The following is a 14473-nucleotide window of genomic DNA, read 5'->3' as shown; positions in this document are numbered from 1 at the left end:
CCCGAGTGCGCGGGATCACAAGGCAAGGGGTTAGTCGCGGATGAGACTTCCCGTCGTAGACGCCGACGAGATGACCGAACGGCAGCGCGAGATCGCCGCCCGGATCGCCGGGCGGCGCGGCGCCGTTCGAGGGCCTTTTCAGGTGTGGCTGAACAGCCCGGAACTGTGCGAGAAGGTGGAGGCGCTCGGCGCCTTCTGCCGGTTCGAGTCGAGCCTTCCGCTGCGGCTGCGGGAGCTCTCCCTGCTGCTCGCCGCCCGGCACATGGACGCCCAATATTCCTGGAACGCCCACGTGGACAAGGCCATCGAGTCGGGCATCCCGGCCGAGGCGGTCGCCGCCATCGCCGAGCGGCGCGAGCCGAAGTGGGAGAGCGACGAGGACGCCGCCTTCCACCGGTTCGCCGTGGAGATCCTGGAGAACCACTTCGTCAGCCAGGAGACGTTCGACCGGGCCAAGGGCTTCTTCGGCGCGCAGGGGCTGGTCGACGCGGTCGGGGCGCTCGGCAACTTCACCATGCTCGGGATGCTGCTCAACACGTTCGAGGTCGACCTCCAGAAGGACCGCACCCCGCCCTTTCCGGACATCCGGGGCTATGCCCGGGTGAGCCATGAGTGACGAGGAGCCGGTCGTCCGGGTCGCCGGCATCGGCAAGAGCTTCGGCGGCGCGGTGGCGCTGCGGGACGTGAGCCTCGAGCTCTACCCGGGCGAGATCCACGCCCTGATGGGCATGAACGGCGCCGGCAAGTCGACGCTCGTCAAGATCCTCTCGGGGGCGCAGAACCCCGGCGCCGGGCACCTGGAGATCGGCGGTGGCGTGCAGGGCCAGCTCACCGCCCGGCGGGCCCGCAGGCTCGGCATCGCCACCGTGCCGCAGCGGCGCGAGCTCGTCATGACGCTGACCGTCGCCGAGAACATCATGCTCGGCGACCTGCCCGCGCGCGGCAGCCTCGTGCGGTGGCGCTCGGCGCGGGAGACGGCCCGGCAGGCCCTGCGCGAGCTGGGCATCGACATCGACGTGGACGTCGAGGCGGGCGCGCTGACCGTCGCCGAGCAGACGATGGTGGAGGTGGCCCGCGAGGTGCGCCGCGGCAGCCGGGTGCTGATCCTCGACGAGCCCACCGCCTGCCTGGGCGCGGAGGCCGCCGCGCAGATCCACACGCTCGTCAAGAACCTGCGGGACAGCGGCGTCGCCGTCGTGTTCATCTCGCACCACATCGGCGAGGTGCTCGCGCTGGCCGACCGGGTCACCGTGCTGCGCGACGGCGCCGTGGTCTGGGCCGGCCTGGCCAAGGAGACCGACGAGCCCGGCCTGGTCCGGGCCATGGTGGGCCGCGATGTCGTCTCCACCCGGCCGGACAAGCCGGTCAGGAGGGGCGGCACGGGCCTCAGGATCGCCGGCGTGACCGAGGGCCGCTTCGTCGAGGACTTCACCGTCGAGGTCCGCAAGGGCGAGGTGGTGGCCGTGCTGGGCCCGGCCGGCGACGCCCAGTCGCGCCTGTTCGACCTGCTGAGCGGCCGCCGCCGCCCGGAGCGGGGGGAGCTCGAGGTCGACGGGCGGCGGGTGCCGTTCGGCCGGGTCTCGCGCTCGCTCGGCAGCGGGCTGCGCTGCGTCACCGGCGACCGCCGCCGCCTCGGCCTGATCCCCGAGCTGACGGTCGACGAGAACCTGCTGCTCGCCCGGGACCGCCTCGACCGCAGGAAGCTGCACCGCTGGGACCTGCTGTCCCGGCGGGCCGCGCCGCTGCGCCACGACTACCGCGTGGTCACGCTCGCCCCGAACCCGCCGGTCGGCCTGCTCTCCGGCGGCAACCAGCAGAAGGTGCTGCTCGCCAAGTGGCTGGGCACCGCGCCGGTCGCCTGCCTGCTGGAGGACCCGACCAACGGCGTGGACATCGCCGCCATGGCGGACATCCACGCGCTCGTGGACGGCCTCGCCGCCGACGGGGTGGCCGTGCTGCTCGCCTCCTCGGACGCCAAGGAGGTGATGCGGCTGGCCGACCGGGTCGTCTGCGTCCGCGACGGCCGCATGATCGCCGAGTACGACATCGCCAGCATCACGCACGACGAGCTCGTCGCCGTCGCCTTGGGAGGAGCACTGTCGTGACGACAACAGTTGTGGGCCCGGCACCGGTCACCGCGGTGACGAAGCGCCGCCGGACGATCGCCCACGCCGGGCTTCTCGCGGTGCTGGTGCTGATCGTCGTCTTCGCCTCGGTGCGGACCGACGCCTTCCTCTCCACCAACAACCTGCTGAACGTGCTGCGGCAGGTCAGCGTGGTCGCGGTCATCGCGGCCGGGCTGACCCTGCTGATGACCGCCGGCGGCATGGACTTCTCGCTCGGCGGCAACGTCGCCGTGACCACAGCGGTCGCCGCGCAGATGTTCGCCCACGGGCAGTCCACCTGGCTGACCCTGCTCGCCTCGATCGCGCTCGCCACCACGATCGGCCTGGTCAACGGCGTGGTGGTCACGTTCACCAAGGTGGCGCCCTTCGTCGCCACGCTCGCCACCGCCACCCTGCTCGACGGCGTCGCCCTGCTGATCATCAACGGGCTCAGCGTCTCGATCGACGACCAGCTCGCCGGTCTCGGCAACGGCAAGACGCTCGGCCTGCCCAATCTGGTGTTCGTGGCCGCCCTGGTGCTGCTCGTGATCGCGCTGATCATGCGGTACACGACGTTCGGCCGGGACGCCTTCGCGATCGGCGGCAACGAGGACGTGGCCCGGCTCAGCGGCATCAACGTCGCCCGGGACAAGCTCATCCTGTACGGCTTCGCGGGCGCGCTCGCGGGCCTGGCCGGCATCATGCTGCTCTCGCGTCTCGGCGCCTCCAGCCCCGGCACCGGCGGCCTTCAGCTCCAGCTGACCGCCGTCGCGGCCGTGGTCATCGGCGGCACCTCGCTCGCCGGCGGCAAGGGCACCGTCTTCGGCACCGTGCTCGGCGTCCTGCTGCTGGGGCTGGTGGCGAACGTGCTCAACCTGCTCCAGATCTCCAGCTACTACCAGACCATCTCGGTCGGCGCCGTCCTGCTCATCGCCGCGATCGCCAATACCTTGCAGCGCAGACGGGCATGACCGGGGGTCTTCCCGCGGCGGGGTGAAGATGTCAAGATCGTTTCAATTCGGTTACCGCAGGGAGGCCCGATGGACCGCATCCTCGTCATGCGCAGCTTCGTGACGGTGGCCAAGGTGGGCAGCTTCAGCGGCGCCGCCAAGCAGCTCGGCACCTCCGGCTCGCTCATCTCGCGGCACGTGGCCGACCTCGAGAAACAGCTCGGGGTGCGGCTGGTCAACCGGACCGCCCGCTCGGTCAGCCTCACCGAGCCCGGCCTGCGGTACAGCGAGTTCGCCAACCGGATCCTCGACGAGATCGAGGACGAGGACGCGCGCATCGCCGAGCTGCACGACCGCGCCGAGGGCCCGCTGTCGATCATCTGCCCCAAGTGGATCGGCATGCTCGACCTCGGCGACGCGATCGCCGCCTTCTCGGTCGCCCACCCCAAGATCGCGGTGCGGTTCGAGCTGGGTGGCATGTCCGATCGCACGTACGACTTCCTCGACAGCGGTTTCGACATCGCGTTCCACACCCGGGACCTGCGCGACTCCAGCGTCCGCCTCAAGAAGATCGCGTCCCTGCCGTTCGTGCTCTGTGCCAGCAAGGGCTACATCGAGCGGCAGGGCCTGCTGGAGGACCCGAACCATCTCGCGCACCACGACTGTCTGGTGCACTCGAACGACCCGGTGTGGCGCATCGGCCGCGGGCACGACAGCACGCTGCACAAGATCCGCAACATCGCGTTCTCGTCGAACTCGTACATCGCGCTCCAGAAGGCCGCGGTGCACGGGCGGGGCATCGCGCTGCTGCCCAGCCGGCCCGCGTACGACGACCTGACGAACGGCACGCTCGTGGAGCTGCTGCCGGAGCTGCCGGTGCCCAGCCGCTCGCTATACGCGATCTACGGACCGGCTCAGCAGGTGCCGCGCAAGGTGGAGGTGTTCCTGAGCTTCCTCACGCAGTGGTTCGCGCACAATCCGATCCCGGTCTTCGAGCGCGCCGTGGCCTGAGCGCGGCGCAGCCGCTGAATCGCGCAACAAAGGCTTGCGGAAACGGCCCTGCCCACCGCGAACGACCACTTCTAGGCTCAATGCGGGCCGAGAAAGGCTCTGACAGAGAGGTGTCGGCATGGGAGTCCAGCGCATCGAATCGGTCGCCTACGGCGTGGACGACCTCGAGACGTGCGTGCGTTTCTTCGACGACCTGGGACTCGCCCTGGCCGAGCGGGACGACACCCACGCCGTCTTCGAGACACCGGTCGGGCAGACGCTCCAGCTGCGCGCGCCGGACGACCCGAGTCTGCCGCCCGCGGTGGAGCCGGGCAACACCCTGCGCGAGGTGGTCTGGGCGGTCGACACCGAGCAGGAGCTGGCCGGCATGCTCGACCGGCTCCGCGCGGACCGGGAGGTCACCCGGGACGCGCGCGGCGTCTGGCACGCGCGCGACCTCACCGGCTACGGCGTCGGGCTCGTCGTCGCCCCGCCCTCCGCCTACGAGCCGCCGGCGCCGCGCGCGGCCAACACGATGGGCCGGGTCAGCCGCTGGAACCAGGGCCTCAGCAGCGTCGGCCGGGTCCGCCCGCTGCGCATGTGCCACGTCGCGCTGAACATCCCCAAGGCCGGCCGCCGGGAGGCGGTCGCGTTCTACGTCGAGCGGCTCGGCTTCATCCCCACCGACGTGGTCGAGCCGATGGGCGTCTTCATGCGCGTCGAGGGCGACGCCGACCAGCACAACTTCCTGCTCTGCCACCGGCCGGACCGGGCGAGCGTCAACCACGTCTCGTTCGAGGTGCCGGGCTTCGACCACGTGATCGAGGGCGGCAACTACATGATCAGCCAGGGCTGGCAGGAGGCCCGCAAGCTCGGCCGGCACACCGTCGGCTCGAACGTGTTCCGCTTCGTGCACGCGCCGTGCGGCGGCCGGGTCGAGCTCGCCGCGGACATGGACCGCGTCGACGACTCGTACGGCACGCGGGTGCACGAGACGGCGCCGCCGCACCACATCTGGACCCTGCGCAGCTCGCGCACCGAAGGAGAGAAGCCTTGACCGAGCAGTACGCGCACGTCGGCCTGTTCATCGACGGCGAGTGGACGCGGGGCTCCGGCGGGCGGACCGTGCCCGTGATCGACCCCGCCACCGAGAAGGTCCTCGCGGAGCTTCCGCTCGCCACGATCGCCGACCTGGACCGCGCCGTCGAGGCCGCCGTCGCCGGGTTCGCCGTCTGGCGGGCCACGCCGATCGCCCGCCGGGCCGCGATCCTGCACGACGCCGCGGACCGGCTCGCCGCCAAGGCCGACCGCATCGCCCGCATCATGACGCTGGAACAGGGCAAGCCCTTCGCGGAGGCGCGCGGCGAGATCGTCCGCATCGCCGGGACGTTGCGCTGGGACGCCGACGACGCCCGCCGCGCGTACGGCCGGATCATCCCCTCCGCCGGCGACACGGTGCTGTCCGTACGGAAGGAGCCGATCGGCCCGGTCGCCGCGTTCACGCCATGGAACTTCCCGGGCGGCTCGCCCATGCGCAAGATCGCGGCGGCCCTGTCGGCGGGCTGCTCGATCGTCGTCAAGGCGTCCGAGGAGACCCCGGGCACCGCGTGCGAGCTGGTGCGGACGTTCGACGAGGCGGGCGTGCCGAAAGGCGTCCTGAATCTGGTCTTCGGGGATCCCGCCGAGGTCTCGGAGCACCTCATCGCCTCGCCCGCGATCCGGCTGATCGCCTTCACCGGCTCGATCCCGGTCGGCAAGCTGCTGGCCGGCAAGGCCGGCGCCGAGATGAAGCCCAGCCTGATGGAGCTGGGCGGGCACGCGCCGGTCATCGTCTGCGCCGACGCCGACCCGGCGCAGGCCGCCCGCAAGGCGGTCGCCGCCAAGTTCGCGAACGCCGGGCAGGTCTGCACGTCGCCGAGCCGGTTCCTGGTGCACGACAGCGTCTACGACGCCTTCCTCGCCTCCTTCGTGGCGGCCACCGACGCGCTCGTCGTGGGCAACGGGCTCGACGAGGGCGTCACCATGGGGCCGCTGGCGAATCCACGGCGGCTCAAGGCCATGGAGGAGCTGGTGACCGACGCGGTGAGCCGCGGGGCGTCGCTCGTGCGGGGCGGCGAGCGGATCGACCGGCCGGGCTTCTTCTTCGCGCCGACCGTGCTCACCGGCGTACCGCTCGATGCCCTTGTCATGAACGAGGAGCCGTTCGGGCCCGTCGCGCCGATCGTGCGCTTCACCGACCTGGCCGACGCTCTGGCGATCGCGAACTCCCTGCCGTACGGCCTCGCCGCCTATGGATTCACCCGCTCGTCGAAGACGGCCGAGAGACTGATCGCGGGCTTCGAGGCGGGCATCCTCTCCCTCAACCACTGTGGAGGGTCGGTGCACGAGGCCCCGTCGGGTGGCGTGAAATCCAGCGGCTTCGGCCGCGAGGGCGGTCCGGAAGGGCTGGAGGGCTACCTCGTCACCAAGCGCGTCAGCCACCTGCTGGTGGACTGATGAGGTACGCGCGGATCGAGCTCGGCGGCCGCCCTCACTGGGCTCGGGTGGACGACGAGGTGGTGCACGTCCTCGACGGCTCGCCGCTGTCCGGGGCCAGACCGGCGGGCGCCGTCGTCCCGGTCGGTGAGGCGGTCTTCCTGCCCCCGGTGATCCCGCTCGTCTTCTACGCCGTCGGGCTCAACTACCGCGGCCACATCGAGCACGCCGAGCGGATGGGCTACCCGGCCGCCGCCCTGCCGGCGCGGCCCGAGATCGGCTACCGCGCCAACAACGCGCTCACCGGGCACGGGTCGCCGATCGTGCGCCCGGCCGACGTCTCGGGCCGCTTCGAGGCCGAGGGGGAGGTCGTGGCCGTCATCGGGCGCACGCTGCGCCGCGCCTCCCGCGCGGAGGCCCAGGAGGCGGTCTTCGGCTGGACGATCGGCAACGACGTCAGCGCCCGCGAATGGCAGAACGCCGACCGCACCTTCTGGCGGGGCAAGAACAGCGACACGTTCAAACCGATGGGCCCCTGGATCGAGACCGACGTCGACCCGCTCGCCCAGACCACCACCGTCCGCGTCGACGGCGAGGTCCGCGCCAGCTTCGACACCGGCGCGATGATCTTCGACCCGTACGACTACATCGTCGAGACCACGAAGTACATCACCCTGCACCCCGGCGACGTCCTCTGGATGGGCGCCGACTCCACCGTCCAGCTGGAACCCGGCAATGTCGTCGACATCGAGATCAGCGGCATCGGCGTGCTGTCCAACCCTGTAGTTCTTGATCTGTGAGGAGCTTTCGGTGTCCACAAGACCGCGCTTCATCCACCACGTGAACTTCCCGACCACCGACCCCGAGCGGACCAAGCAGTGGTACTCCAAGGTCTTCGGGCTCAAGGCCATCACGCCGAAGAGCAACACCAAGGTGGTGCTCATGACCCGCGGCAACTTCGACCTGCACTTCACGCCGGTCGAGGAGATGGACCGGATGGCGCCCTACCACTTCGCCATCGAGGTCGAGGACTGGGACGGCTTCCTGGCCCACCTCGCCGAGCTCGGCATCCGGCACACCCGGCCGATCGAGCGGCCCGAGAACAACTCGAAGTTCTGCTACATCCACGACCCCGACCACACGATGATCGAGCTGGTCTACCACGCCAACATCGCCAACGGCGGAGGTGCACCCCGATGAGCATCGCCTCCTCCGACGGCGTCTCCATCTACTACGAGCGGCACGGCGCGGGCCCGGCCATCGTCCTCGTCCACGGCTCGGGCGGGCACCACGCGGCCTGGTGGCAGCAGGTGGCCGCGCTGCGCTCGCGGCACACCGTCATCACGGTCGACCTGCGCGGCTTCGGCAAGTCCGACTCGTCCATGCCGGAGTTCGACGGCCAGGACTTCCCGGGCGACATCCTCGCCGTGCTCGACCAGGAGGACATCACCGGCGCGCTGCTCGTCGGCCAGTCGATCGGCGCCGTCGCCGCCCTGCGCGCCGGCCTGTCGCGCCCCGACCGGGTCAGCGGCGTAGCCCTGGCCCACTCGCTCGGCGGCATCGCCGACCCGGTCCTCGCCGACCTGGTCGCCGCCGACCGGGCCGAGGCGGTCAAGCTGCCCGTGCTGGACCGGCTGCTGAGCAAGGCGTTCCAGCGGAACGAGCCGGCGAAGACGTTCCTCTTCCAGCAGATGGGCACGTTCAACGTCGCCAAGATGGCCGACCTGCGCAACCTGTCGACCGGCGGGCCGACGATCGAGGAGGTCGTCGCCTCCGGCCTCGACATCACGTTCCTCGGCGGCGAGAACGACGCGGTGCTCAGCGCCGCCACCGTCCGCAAGGCCCACGAGCTCGTCAAGGGCTCCCGTCTCGTGCTCGTCCCCGGCGCGCCGCACTCGATGTACTGGGAGCGGCCGGACCTGTTCAACGCCGCCGTCACGTCGATTCGCGAGGCCATCGCATGAAACTGACCCTCTCCGACGCCTCCGCCATCGTCGACGCCGCCCTGAGGGCGGGCTCGTCCCTGGGCAAGGCCCTCAGCGTCGCCGTGGTCGACGCGGGCGGCTTCCTGCTCGTGGTCACCCGGGCCGACGGCGCGCGGCCGCTCACCCCGAACATCGCCATCTCCAAGGCCTACAGCGCCGCGGTGATGGAACGGCCCACCAAGATGCTCAAGCCGTGGGCCGAGAGCAACCCCGGCTTCTTCGCCTCGCTGTCGGCTCACGCGGCCCAGCCCATCGTGGCGACCGAGGGCGGCGTCACCGTCAAACGCGACGACGAGATCCTCGGCGGCCTCGGCATCTCCGGCGGCACCGGCGACGAGGACCAGCAGATCTGCGACGAGGTGCTCGGCGCGCTCGGCTACCAGCTCGAGTTCCCGGCGTGGGCGGGAGTGCGCAAGTAATGGCCGACACCTACAAATTCCGGATCGACCACCACGGCAGCCTGGTCCGCCCGCCGGAGCTGCTGGAAGCCCGCCGCCGCCACGCGTCGGGTTCGCTCACCGACGCGCAGCTGCGCGCGGCCGAGGACGAGGCGATCGCGGCGGTCGTCCGCGACCAGCGCAAGCTCAGCCTCTCGGTCGTGACGGACGGGCAGTTCCGGCGCTCGTCATCGGCCGACGCCGTGCTGACAGCGGTCGAGGGCTTCACCCGAACGGAGAGCAGGTGGGTCGCCGGCGGCCCGCTCAAAGCGGTGCGCTCGCTCGTCGCGGACGACACGGCCGCCGTCGACGCGCTCACCCGGCAGATCCCGGCGAAAGCGACCCTGCCCTCGGCGGCGACGCTGGCGGTCCAGACGTTCGACCCCGCCGGTCCGTACGGCAGCCCGCGCGAGCTCGGCGAGGCGATCGCCGCCATCATCCGCGACGAGATCGAAGCGCTGATCGCCAAGGGAATCCGGTACCTCCAGCTCGACGGGTGGGCCTACACGAACGCGCTGGGCGGCTCCACCGGGTCGGCCATGTCGCTGGCCGACCACATCGCAGTCGACACGCTCGCGGTGGAGATCAAGGACAAACCGGCGGACGTCCGCATCGGGCTGTGCCCCGCCGTGGTGGCGCCGGAGTCGGTGTCACAGGCGGCTGCGGAGCAGCTCTTCGGCTCGGTGCCGGTCGACCGGTGGATCCTGCCGTACGACAAGCACACGGAGGCGGAGCTCGCCCTGCTGAAGGCAGTGCCGGCGTCGAAGGACGTGTGCCTGGGAATCGTCGACCCGTTCGTGGCGGCGCTCGAGGACATCGACGCGGTGATGAGGCGGATGGATCTGGCCTTCGAGGTGCGGGACCTGGAGGACGTCGCGGTCAGTCCCAGTGCGGGCTTCTCGGACGTGGCCGGCGGGTCGGCGATCGGCGTCGAGGACCAGAGGCGCAAGCTGATCCATGTCGAGACTGTGGCTCGGATGTGCTGGGGGAATGAGCTCTGATCGCGGGGCGGGGCCGGCTGACGGCGCCGGCCGTGTGAAGGCCCCGAGTGATGGCGCCGGGCGCGAGACAAGACGCAAGGCGGAGGCCGCTTCGGTCTCCGCCTTCGTGTTGTGGTGGTCAGGGCAGGACGTCGCCGAAGAGGACGTGGCGTTCTGTCAAACGGGGGCGCACGACGCCGAGAATGTATTCGGCGAAGTGCGGGGAAGCCGCGTGTGCCTCGAATCCGGCGCGGTCCCGGTATTGCTCGTAGATGACGAAGGCTGCCGGGTCGTCCGCGTCGGTGTGCAGCTCGTACAGCAGGTTGGCGGGCTCGGCTCGGGTGTGGGAGCGCATCTCCAGAAGGGCCTCGCGGATCAGGTCGACGTCCGGTGGTGTGCAGCGGTAGTGCGCTATCACGGCGTAGGGCATGGAGGGATTTCAGCACTCCGCGTCGTGCGCGGGGCGCAAGCATTGGATGCCTCGCGACGGATGGTTAGCGGCCGGAACCGTTCCTAGGGTCTTTTTCAGATTCCGAGGAGCGGTGATGTCTGTGCGAACGATGGAGACGCTGGCCGGGGGCCGGTGGATCGGCGCCGGGGCGTGGGTGGACGTGTTCGACCCGGTCGATGTGCGTGAGCCCGTGGTGCGGGTGCCGGCGCTGTCCGCCTCGGCCGTGACGGCGATCTACGAGGCGGCGGCGGACGGGTTCGCGGTCTGGCGGCGTACGCCCGCTCTGGAACGCTCGAAGATCCTCGCGAAGGCCGCCTCGCTGCTGCGGGTGCGAGCCGCCGAGATCGCTCTCGCCGTGGTCACCGAGAACGGCAAGACCCTCGGCGAGGCGCGCGGTGAGGTGGAGAAGAGCGCCGACTTCTTCGAGTACTACGCGGGCGCCGGCCGGGAGCCGTACGGCGCGCTCCTCAACGATGCCCGGCCGGACACGCGGACCTCCTACCAGCGGGAGCCGATCGGGGTGGTCCTGGCGATCACGCCGTGGAACGACCCGCTGATCACGCCCTCGCGCAAGCTGGCGCCGGCGCTCGCCGCGGGCAACGCCGTGGTGATCAAGCCGGCCGGCGAGACGCCCGCGTCGACGCTCTGTCTGGCTCGGGCGCTGCACGACGCCGGGCTGCCGGCGGGGGTGCTCAACGTGGTCACCGGGCGCACGTCGGAGATCTCCGGCGCGCTGCTGGACGATCCGCGCCTCGCCGCTGTCACCTTCACCGGCAGCAACGAGGTCGGCGACGACCTCCGCGCCCGGCTCGCCGCGCGCGGCGTGCGGTTCCAGGGGGAGCTGGGCGGCAAGAACGCCACGGTGGTGCTCGCCGACGCCCAGCTCGACAAGGCCGTCGCGGGAGTGGTCGCCGCCGCGTTCGGCCAGGCGGGGCAGCGGTGCACCGCCACCAGCCGGGTGCTGGTCGAGCGGGCCGTCGCCGGTGACTTCCTCGCGCGGCTGCGTGAGCGGGTGGCCGCGCTGCGGCTCGGGCCCGGCCGGGAGGAGGGCACCTCGGTGGGGCCGCTGGTCAGCCGCGGCCACCGGGACAGCGTGCTCGACGACATCGCCACCGCGGTGAAGCAGGGCGCCCGGGTCGAGCTGGGCGGCGACGCCCCGGCGGGCGCGCTGGCGCACGGCTGCTACGTCAACCCGACGATCCTCACCGACGTGAGCCCGGACATGGACGTCTGGCGCGAGGAGGTCTTCGGGCCGGTCGTGGCGGTGCGCGTGGTGGACGGGCTCGACCAGGCCATCGCCGAGGTGAACGACTCCCGCTACGGCCTGGCCGCCGCCGTCTTCACGACGAGCCTGAACGCCGCGCACCGCTTCGCCGGCGAGGTCGAGTGCGGGCAGATCGCCGTCAACACGACCACCTCCGGCTGGGACGTCCACCAGCCGTTCGGCGGCTTCCGCAGCTCCGGATCCGCCTTCAAGGAGCAGGGCGCCGAGGCCCTGCGCTTCTACACCCGCGTCAAGACCGTAGCCATCACCTTCGGCTGAGAGGAACACCCTATGTTCGTCGTCGACTCCCAGGTGCACATCTGGAAGGAAGAGACGCCCGACCGCCCGTGGGTTCCGGGCGCGCGCGAGCGGATCCGCCTCAACGGGCACCGGGAAGACCCGTTCAGCTACGAGGAGTGCCTCGCGCTGATGGACGAGGCCGGCGTCAACCGGGCCCTGATCCTGCCGCCGTCGTGGGAGGGCGACCGCATCGACTACGCGCTGGAGGCGTGCGAGGCGTACCCGGAGCGGTTCGGCATCATGGCGCGGATCCCGCAGAACCGGCCCGACGAGGGCAAGGCCATGCTGAAGGACTTCGCGCAGAACCCGTACATCAAGGGCACGCGCCTGACCTTCCACCGGCCGATCGACCGCAACTGGATGATCGACGGCACCAACGACTGGTACTGGCCGATCGCCGAGGAGCTCGGCATCCCGACCATGGTGCACGCCCCGATCTGGAAGGCCGAGCTCGGCGCGATCGCCGCCCGGCACCCCCAGCTGAAGATCATCATCGATCACATGGGCATCATGGCGCGCTGCGTGGACGACGCGATCGGCTACTGGGTCGCCGAGACCGCCGACCTGCACAAGCACCCCAACATCTACGTGAAGGTGTCGGCCATCCCGGGCTACTCCACGCAGCCCTTCCCGAACCTCAACATCGAGAAGTACGTGCGTGAGATGGTCGACAAGATGGGACCGGAGCGCTGCTTCTGGGGCACGGACATCACCCGCCTGCTGGGTCACGGCCTCAGCTACGTGGAGACGATCGAGCAGTTCACCAAGCACTTCGACTTCACGCCGGAGGAGCTGGAGTGGATCATGGGCAGGGGCATCTGCGAGGTGCTGGACTGGCCCGTCAACGACAAGGTGGCCTCGTGACCGACGGGGGCGACGCGGTCCTCGCGGCCTTCCTCGCCGCCGGTGCCGACTACGTCTTCTCGTCGCCGGGCTCGGAGTGGGCGCCGGTCTGGGAGTCGATCGCGCGCCGGCACCGCGACGGCGAGCCGTGCCCGGCCTATCTGGACCTGACGCACGAGACCGTCGCGGTCGGCATGGCCACCGGCTACGGCCTGGTCACCCGCCGGGCCCAGGGTGTGCTGCTGCACGCCGGGCCGGGCCTGCTCCAGGGCGCCAACGCGGTGCACGGCGCCCTGCTCGCCGGGGTGCCGATGGTCGTCGCCTCCTCGGAGTCGACCACGTACGGCGACGGCCCGGGCCCCGACCCGGGCGGCCAGTGGTATCGCAACCTCTCCGTCGTCGGCGGCCCGCACACGTTCGCGGCGCCGTGGACCAAGTGGTCGAACCAGGCGGCCAGCGTCCACACGCTGCCGGCCATGGTCACCCGCGCCGCCGAGATCGCCTCCCGGGCACCGGCCGGGCCGGTCTATCTCAACGTGCCGCTCGAGGTCCTGCTGGAGCCGTGGGAGCCGCGTGCGCTCAAGCCGGTGGCCGTACGGGGAACGACGGTCAGCCCGGAGCCCGAGCTGCTGGCGGCGCTGGAGCTCATCGCGGCGGCCGAGAACCCGGTGATCGTGACCGAGACCGTGGGCCGCGAGCCGGACGGCATGGCGGCGCTGGTCGCCTTCGCCGAGAAGCTGCGGATCCCGGTCGTCGAGCCGCCCTCGGCGGTCTGCGCGAACTTCCCCCGCGCCCACCCCCTGCACGCCGGCGGCGACCTGGAGCCCTGGGTGGACACCGCCGACCTGATCATCCTGGTCAACTGCCGGGCGCCGTTCTACCCGCCGTCGCGCACGCCCGCCAAGGCCAGGATCCTGGTGATCGACGAGGTGCCGCAGCGGCCGCACATCGCCTATCAGGTGCTCAACGCCGATCAGTACCTGGAGGGCGGCACGGCGGCGACGCTGCTCGCGCTGGCCCGGCCGGCGCCCGCCTCGGCCCGCCCGGCGGCGGTCGCGGCGCACGACGCCGAGCAGGCCGCGGTGCGGGCGGCCGAAAAGAAGGCGGTCGCCGCGGAGGGCATCGACCCGGTGCTGGTCGCGGCCACCCTGCGCGAGCTGATCGCGGGGGACGACTCGGTCGTGGTGGACGAGACCATCACGCACAGCCGCGTCGTGCAGCGCCACCTCCAGCGGTCGGCGCCGGACTCGTACTTCTACGTCCAGGGCGGACTCGGGCAGGGGATCGCGGTCGCGCTCGGCGTGAAGCTCGCCGGGCCGGACAAGACCGTCGTGCTGACCGTCGGCGACGGCTCGTCTCTCTACAACCCGGTGATCCCGTCGCTGGACGCGGCCAAGGTCTACAACCTGCCGCTGCTGATCGTGGTCTTCAACAACCGCGAGTACCTGTCGATGAAGCTCAACCACCTGCGGTTCTATCCGAAGGGAGCGGCGGTCGAGACCGGGGAGTTCCTCGGCAACGACCTGAGCGCGCAGCCCGAGCTGTCCGCGTTCGCCGAGCCGTTCGGGATGCACGGCGAGCACGTCTCGGCCCGCGACGAGCTGGCGCCGGCCCTCGACCGGGCGCTCAAGGCCGTCCGCGGCGGCACCACCGCGATCGTCAACGTGCGCGTCTCGCGCTGAGTCTGGGAGAG

General features: G+C 71.2%; 15 protein-coding genes. 14 read left to right on the top strand and 1 reads right to left on the bottom strand.

What is annotated here, in order from left to right; genetic code table 11:
* The first annotated feature begins 40 nt into the window (after positions 1–40).
* From Ade02nite_RS16510 to Ade02nite_RS16460, 11 genes are all read left to right on the top strand, one after another.
* The gene (locus Ade02nite_RS16510) at positions 41–616 is read left to right on the top strand and encodes a carboxymuconolactone decarboxylase family protein (RefSeq protein WP_203763320.1); all 576 of its coding nucleotides are present in this window, start codon (positions 41–43) and stop codon (positions 614–616) included.
* Positions 609–2105, top strand: coding sequence for a sugar ABC transporter ATP-binding protein (locus tag Ade02nite_RS16505; RefSeq protein ID WP_203763317.1), 1497 nt, complete (start codon positions 609–611; stop codon positions 2103–2105). Before Ade02nite_RS16510 ends, Ade02nite_RS16505 begins: the two co-directional genes overlap by 8 nt.
* Complete coding sequence (locus tag Ade02nite_RS16500) at positions 2102–3076, top strand: ABC transporter permease (RefSeq protein WP_203763314.1); 975 nt, start codon at positions 2102–2104, stop codon at positions 3074–3076. Before Ade02nite_RS16505 ends, Ade02nite_RS16500 begins: the two co-directional genes overlap by 4 nt.
* Before the next feature lie 69 nt (positions 3077–3145).
* Positions 3146–4066 (top strand): LysR family transcriptional regulator, encoded by a 921-nt coding sequence (locus tag Ade02nite_RS16495; RefSeq protein ID WP_203763311.1) that lies wholly within the window; start codon positions 3146–3148, stop codon positions 4064–4066.
* A gap of 118 nt (positions 4067–4184) precedes the next feature.
* Positions 4185–5102 (top strand): VOC family protein, encoded by a 918-nt coding sequence (locus Ade02nite_RS16490; protein ID WP_203763308.1) that lies wholly within the window; start codon positions 4185–4187, stop codon positions 5100–5102.
* Entirely contained in the window at positions 5099–6541 is a 1443-nt protein-coding gene (locus tag Ade02nite_RS16485; protein ID WP_203763305.1) for an NAD-dependent succinate-semialdehyde dehydrogenase, read from the top strand. The genes Ade02nite_RS16490 and Ade02nite_RS16485 overlap by 4 nt, the downstream gene beginning before the upstream one ends.
* Positions 6541–7320, top strand: a complete 780-nt coding sequence (locus tag Ade02nite_RS16480) for a fumarylacetoacetate hydrolase family protein (RefSeq protein ID WP_203763302.1) — start codon at positions 6541–6543, stop codon at positions 7318–7320. The genes Ade02nite_RS16485 and Ade02nite_RS16480 overlap by 1 nt, the downstream gene beginning before the upstream one ends.
* Before the next feature lie 10 nt (positions 7321–7330).
* Positions 7331–7720, top strand: a complete 390-nt coding sequence (locus tag Ade02nite_RS16475; protein ID WP_203763299.1) for a VOC family protein — start codon at positions 7331–7333, stop codon at positions 7718–7720.
* Positions 7717–8484, top strand: a complete 768-nt coding sequence (locus Ade02nite_RS16470; protein ID WP_203763296.1) for an alpha/beta fold hydrolase — start codon at positions 7717–7719, stop codon at positions 8482–8484. Before Ade02nite_RS16475 ends, Ade02nite_RS16470 begins: the two co-directional genes overlap by 4 nt.
* Positions 8481–8924, top strand: a complete 444-nt coding sequence (locus Ade02nite_RS16465; protein WP_203763293.1) for a GlcG/HbpS family heme-binding protein — start codon at positions 8481–8483, stop codon at positions 8922–8924. The genes Ade02nite_RS16470 and Ade02nite_RS16465 overlap by 4 nt, the downstream gene beginning before the upstream one ends.
* Positions 8924–9943 (top strand): hypothetical protein, encoded by a 1020-nt coding sequence (locus Ade02nite_RS16460; protein ID WP_203763290.1) that lies wholly within the window; start codon positions 8924–8926, stop codon positions 9941–9943. Before Ade02nite_RS16465 ends, Ade02nite_RS16460 begins: the two co-directional genes overlap by 1 nt.
* A 118-nt stretch (positions 9944–10061) precedes the next feature.
* Here Ade02nite_RS16460 and Ade02nite_RS16455 read toward each other — a convergent pair whose 3' ends face one another.
* Positions 10062–10352, bottom strand: coding sequence for a putative quinol monooxygenase (locus Ade02nite_RS16455; RefSeq protein ID WP_203763287.1), 291 nt, complete (start codon positions 10350–10352; stop codon positions 10062–10064).
* 115 nt (positions 10353–10467) lie between these two features.
* On the opposite strand from Ade02nite_RS16455, the gene Ade02nite_RS16450 reads away from it, so the two are divergent.
* The 3 genes from Ade02nite_RS16450 to Ade02nite_RS16440 are packed head-to-tail and all read left to right on the top strand — an operon-like array spanning position 10468 to position 14462.
* Positions 10468–11916 (top strand): aldehyde dehydrogenase family protein, encoded by a 1449-nt coding sequence (locus Ade02nite_RS16450; RefSeq protein WP_239168805.1) that lies wholly within the window; start codon positions 10468–10470, stop codon positions 11914–11916.
* Between the two features lie 12 nt (positions 11917–11928).
* Entirely contained in the window at positions 11929–12801 is an 873-nt protein-coding gene (locus Ade02nite_RS16445) for an amidohydrolase family protein (RefSeq protein ID WP_203763284.1), read from the top strand.
* Positions 12798–14462 (top strand): thiamine pyrophosphate-dependent enzyme, encoded by a 1665-nt coding sequence (locus tag Ade02nite_RS16440; protein WP_203763281.1) that lies wholly within the window; start codon positions 12798–12800, stop codon positions 14460–14462. Before Ade02nite_RS16445 ends, Ade02nite_RS16440 begins: the two co-directional genes overlap by 4 nt.
* Positions 14463–14473: the final 11 nt, after the last annotated feature.

This window comes from Paractinoplanes deccanensis (genome assembly GCF_016862115.1).
GTDB lineage: Bacteria > Actinomycetota > Actinomycetes > Mycobacteriales > Micromonosporaceae > Actinoplanes > Actinoplanes deccanensis.
The sequence above is the reverse complement of the archived record's forward strand: the minus strand, read 5'-3'. Positions and strand labels throughout refer to the sequence as shown.

Excerpts from the sequence above, each read along its gene's own strand:
- Ade02nite_RS16510 (WP_203763320.1), top strand. The coding sequence starts at position 41 with ATGAGACTTCCCGTCGTAGACGCCGACGAGATGACCGAACGGCAGCGC.
- Ade02nite_RS16505 (WP_203763317.1), top strand. The coding sequence starts at position 609 with ATGAGTGACGAGGAGCCGGTCGTCCGGGTCGCCGGCATCGGCAAGAGC.
- Ade02nite_RS16495 (WP_203763311.1), top strand. The coding sequence starts at position 3,146 with ATGGACCGCATCCTCGTCATGCGCAGCTTCGTGACGGTGGCCAAGGTG.
- Ade02nite_RS16490 (WP_203763308.1), top strand. The coding sequence starts at position 4,185 with ATGGGAGTCCAGCGCATCGAATCGGTCGCCTACGGCGTGGACGACCTC.
- Ade02nite_RS16480 (WP_203763302.1), top strand. The coding sequence starts at position 6,541 with ATGAGGTACGCGCGGATCGAGCTCGGCGGCCGCCCTCACTGGGCTCGG.
- Ade02nite_RS16470 (WP_203763296.1), top strand. The coding sequence starts at position 7,717 with ATGAGCATCGCCTCCTCCGACGGCGTCTCCATCTACTACGAGCGGCAC.
- Ade02nite_RS16465 (WP_203763293.1), top strand. The coding sequence starts at position 8,481 with ATGAAACTGACCCTCTCCGACGCCTCCGCCATCGTCGACGCCGCCCTG.
- Ade02nite_RS16460 (WP_203763290.1), top strand. The coding sequence starts at position 8,924 with ATGGCCGACACCTACAAATTCCGGATCGACCACCACGGCAGCCTGGTC.
- Ade02nite_RS16455 (WP_203763287.1), bottom strand. The coding sequence starts at position 10,352 with ATGCCCTACGCCGTGATAGCGCACTACCGCTGCACACCACCGGACGTC.
- Ade02nite_RS16450 (WP_239168805.1), top strand. The coding sequence starts at position 10,468 with ATGTCTGTGCGAACGATGGAGACGCTGGCCGGGGGCCGGTGGATCGGC.
- Ade02nite_RS16445 (WP_203763284.1), top strand. The coding sequence starts at position 11,929 with ATGTTCGTCGTCGACTCCCAGGTGCACATCTGGAAGGAAGAGACGCCC.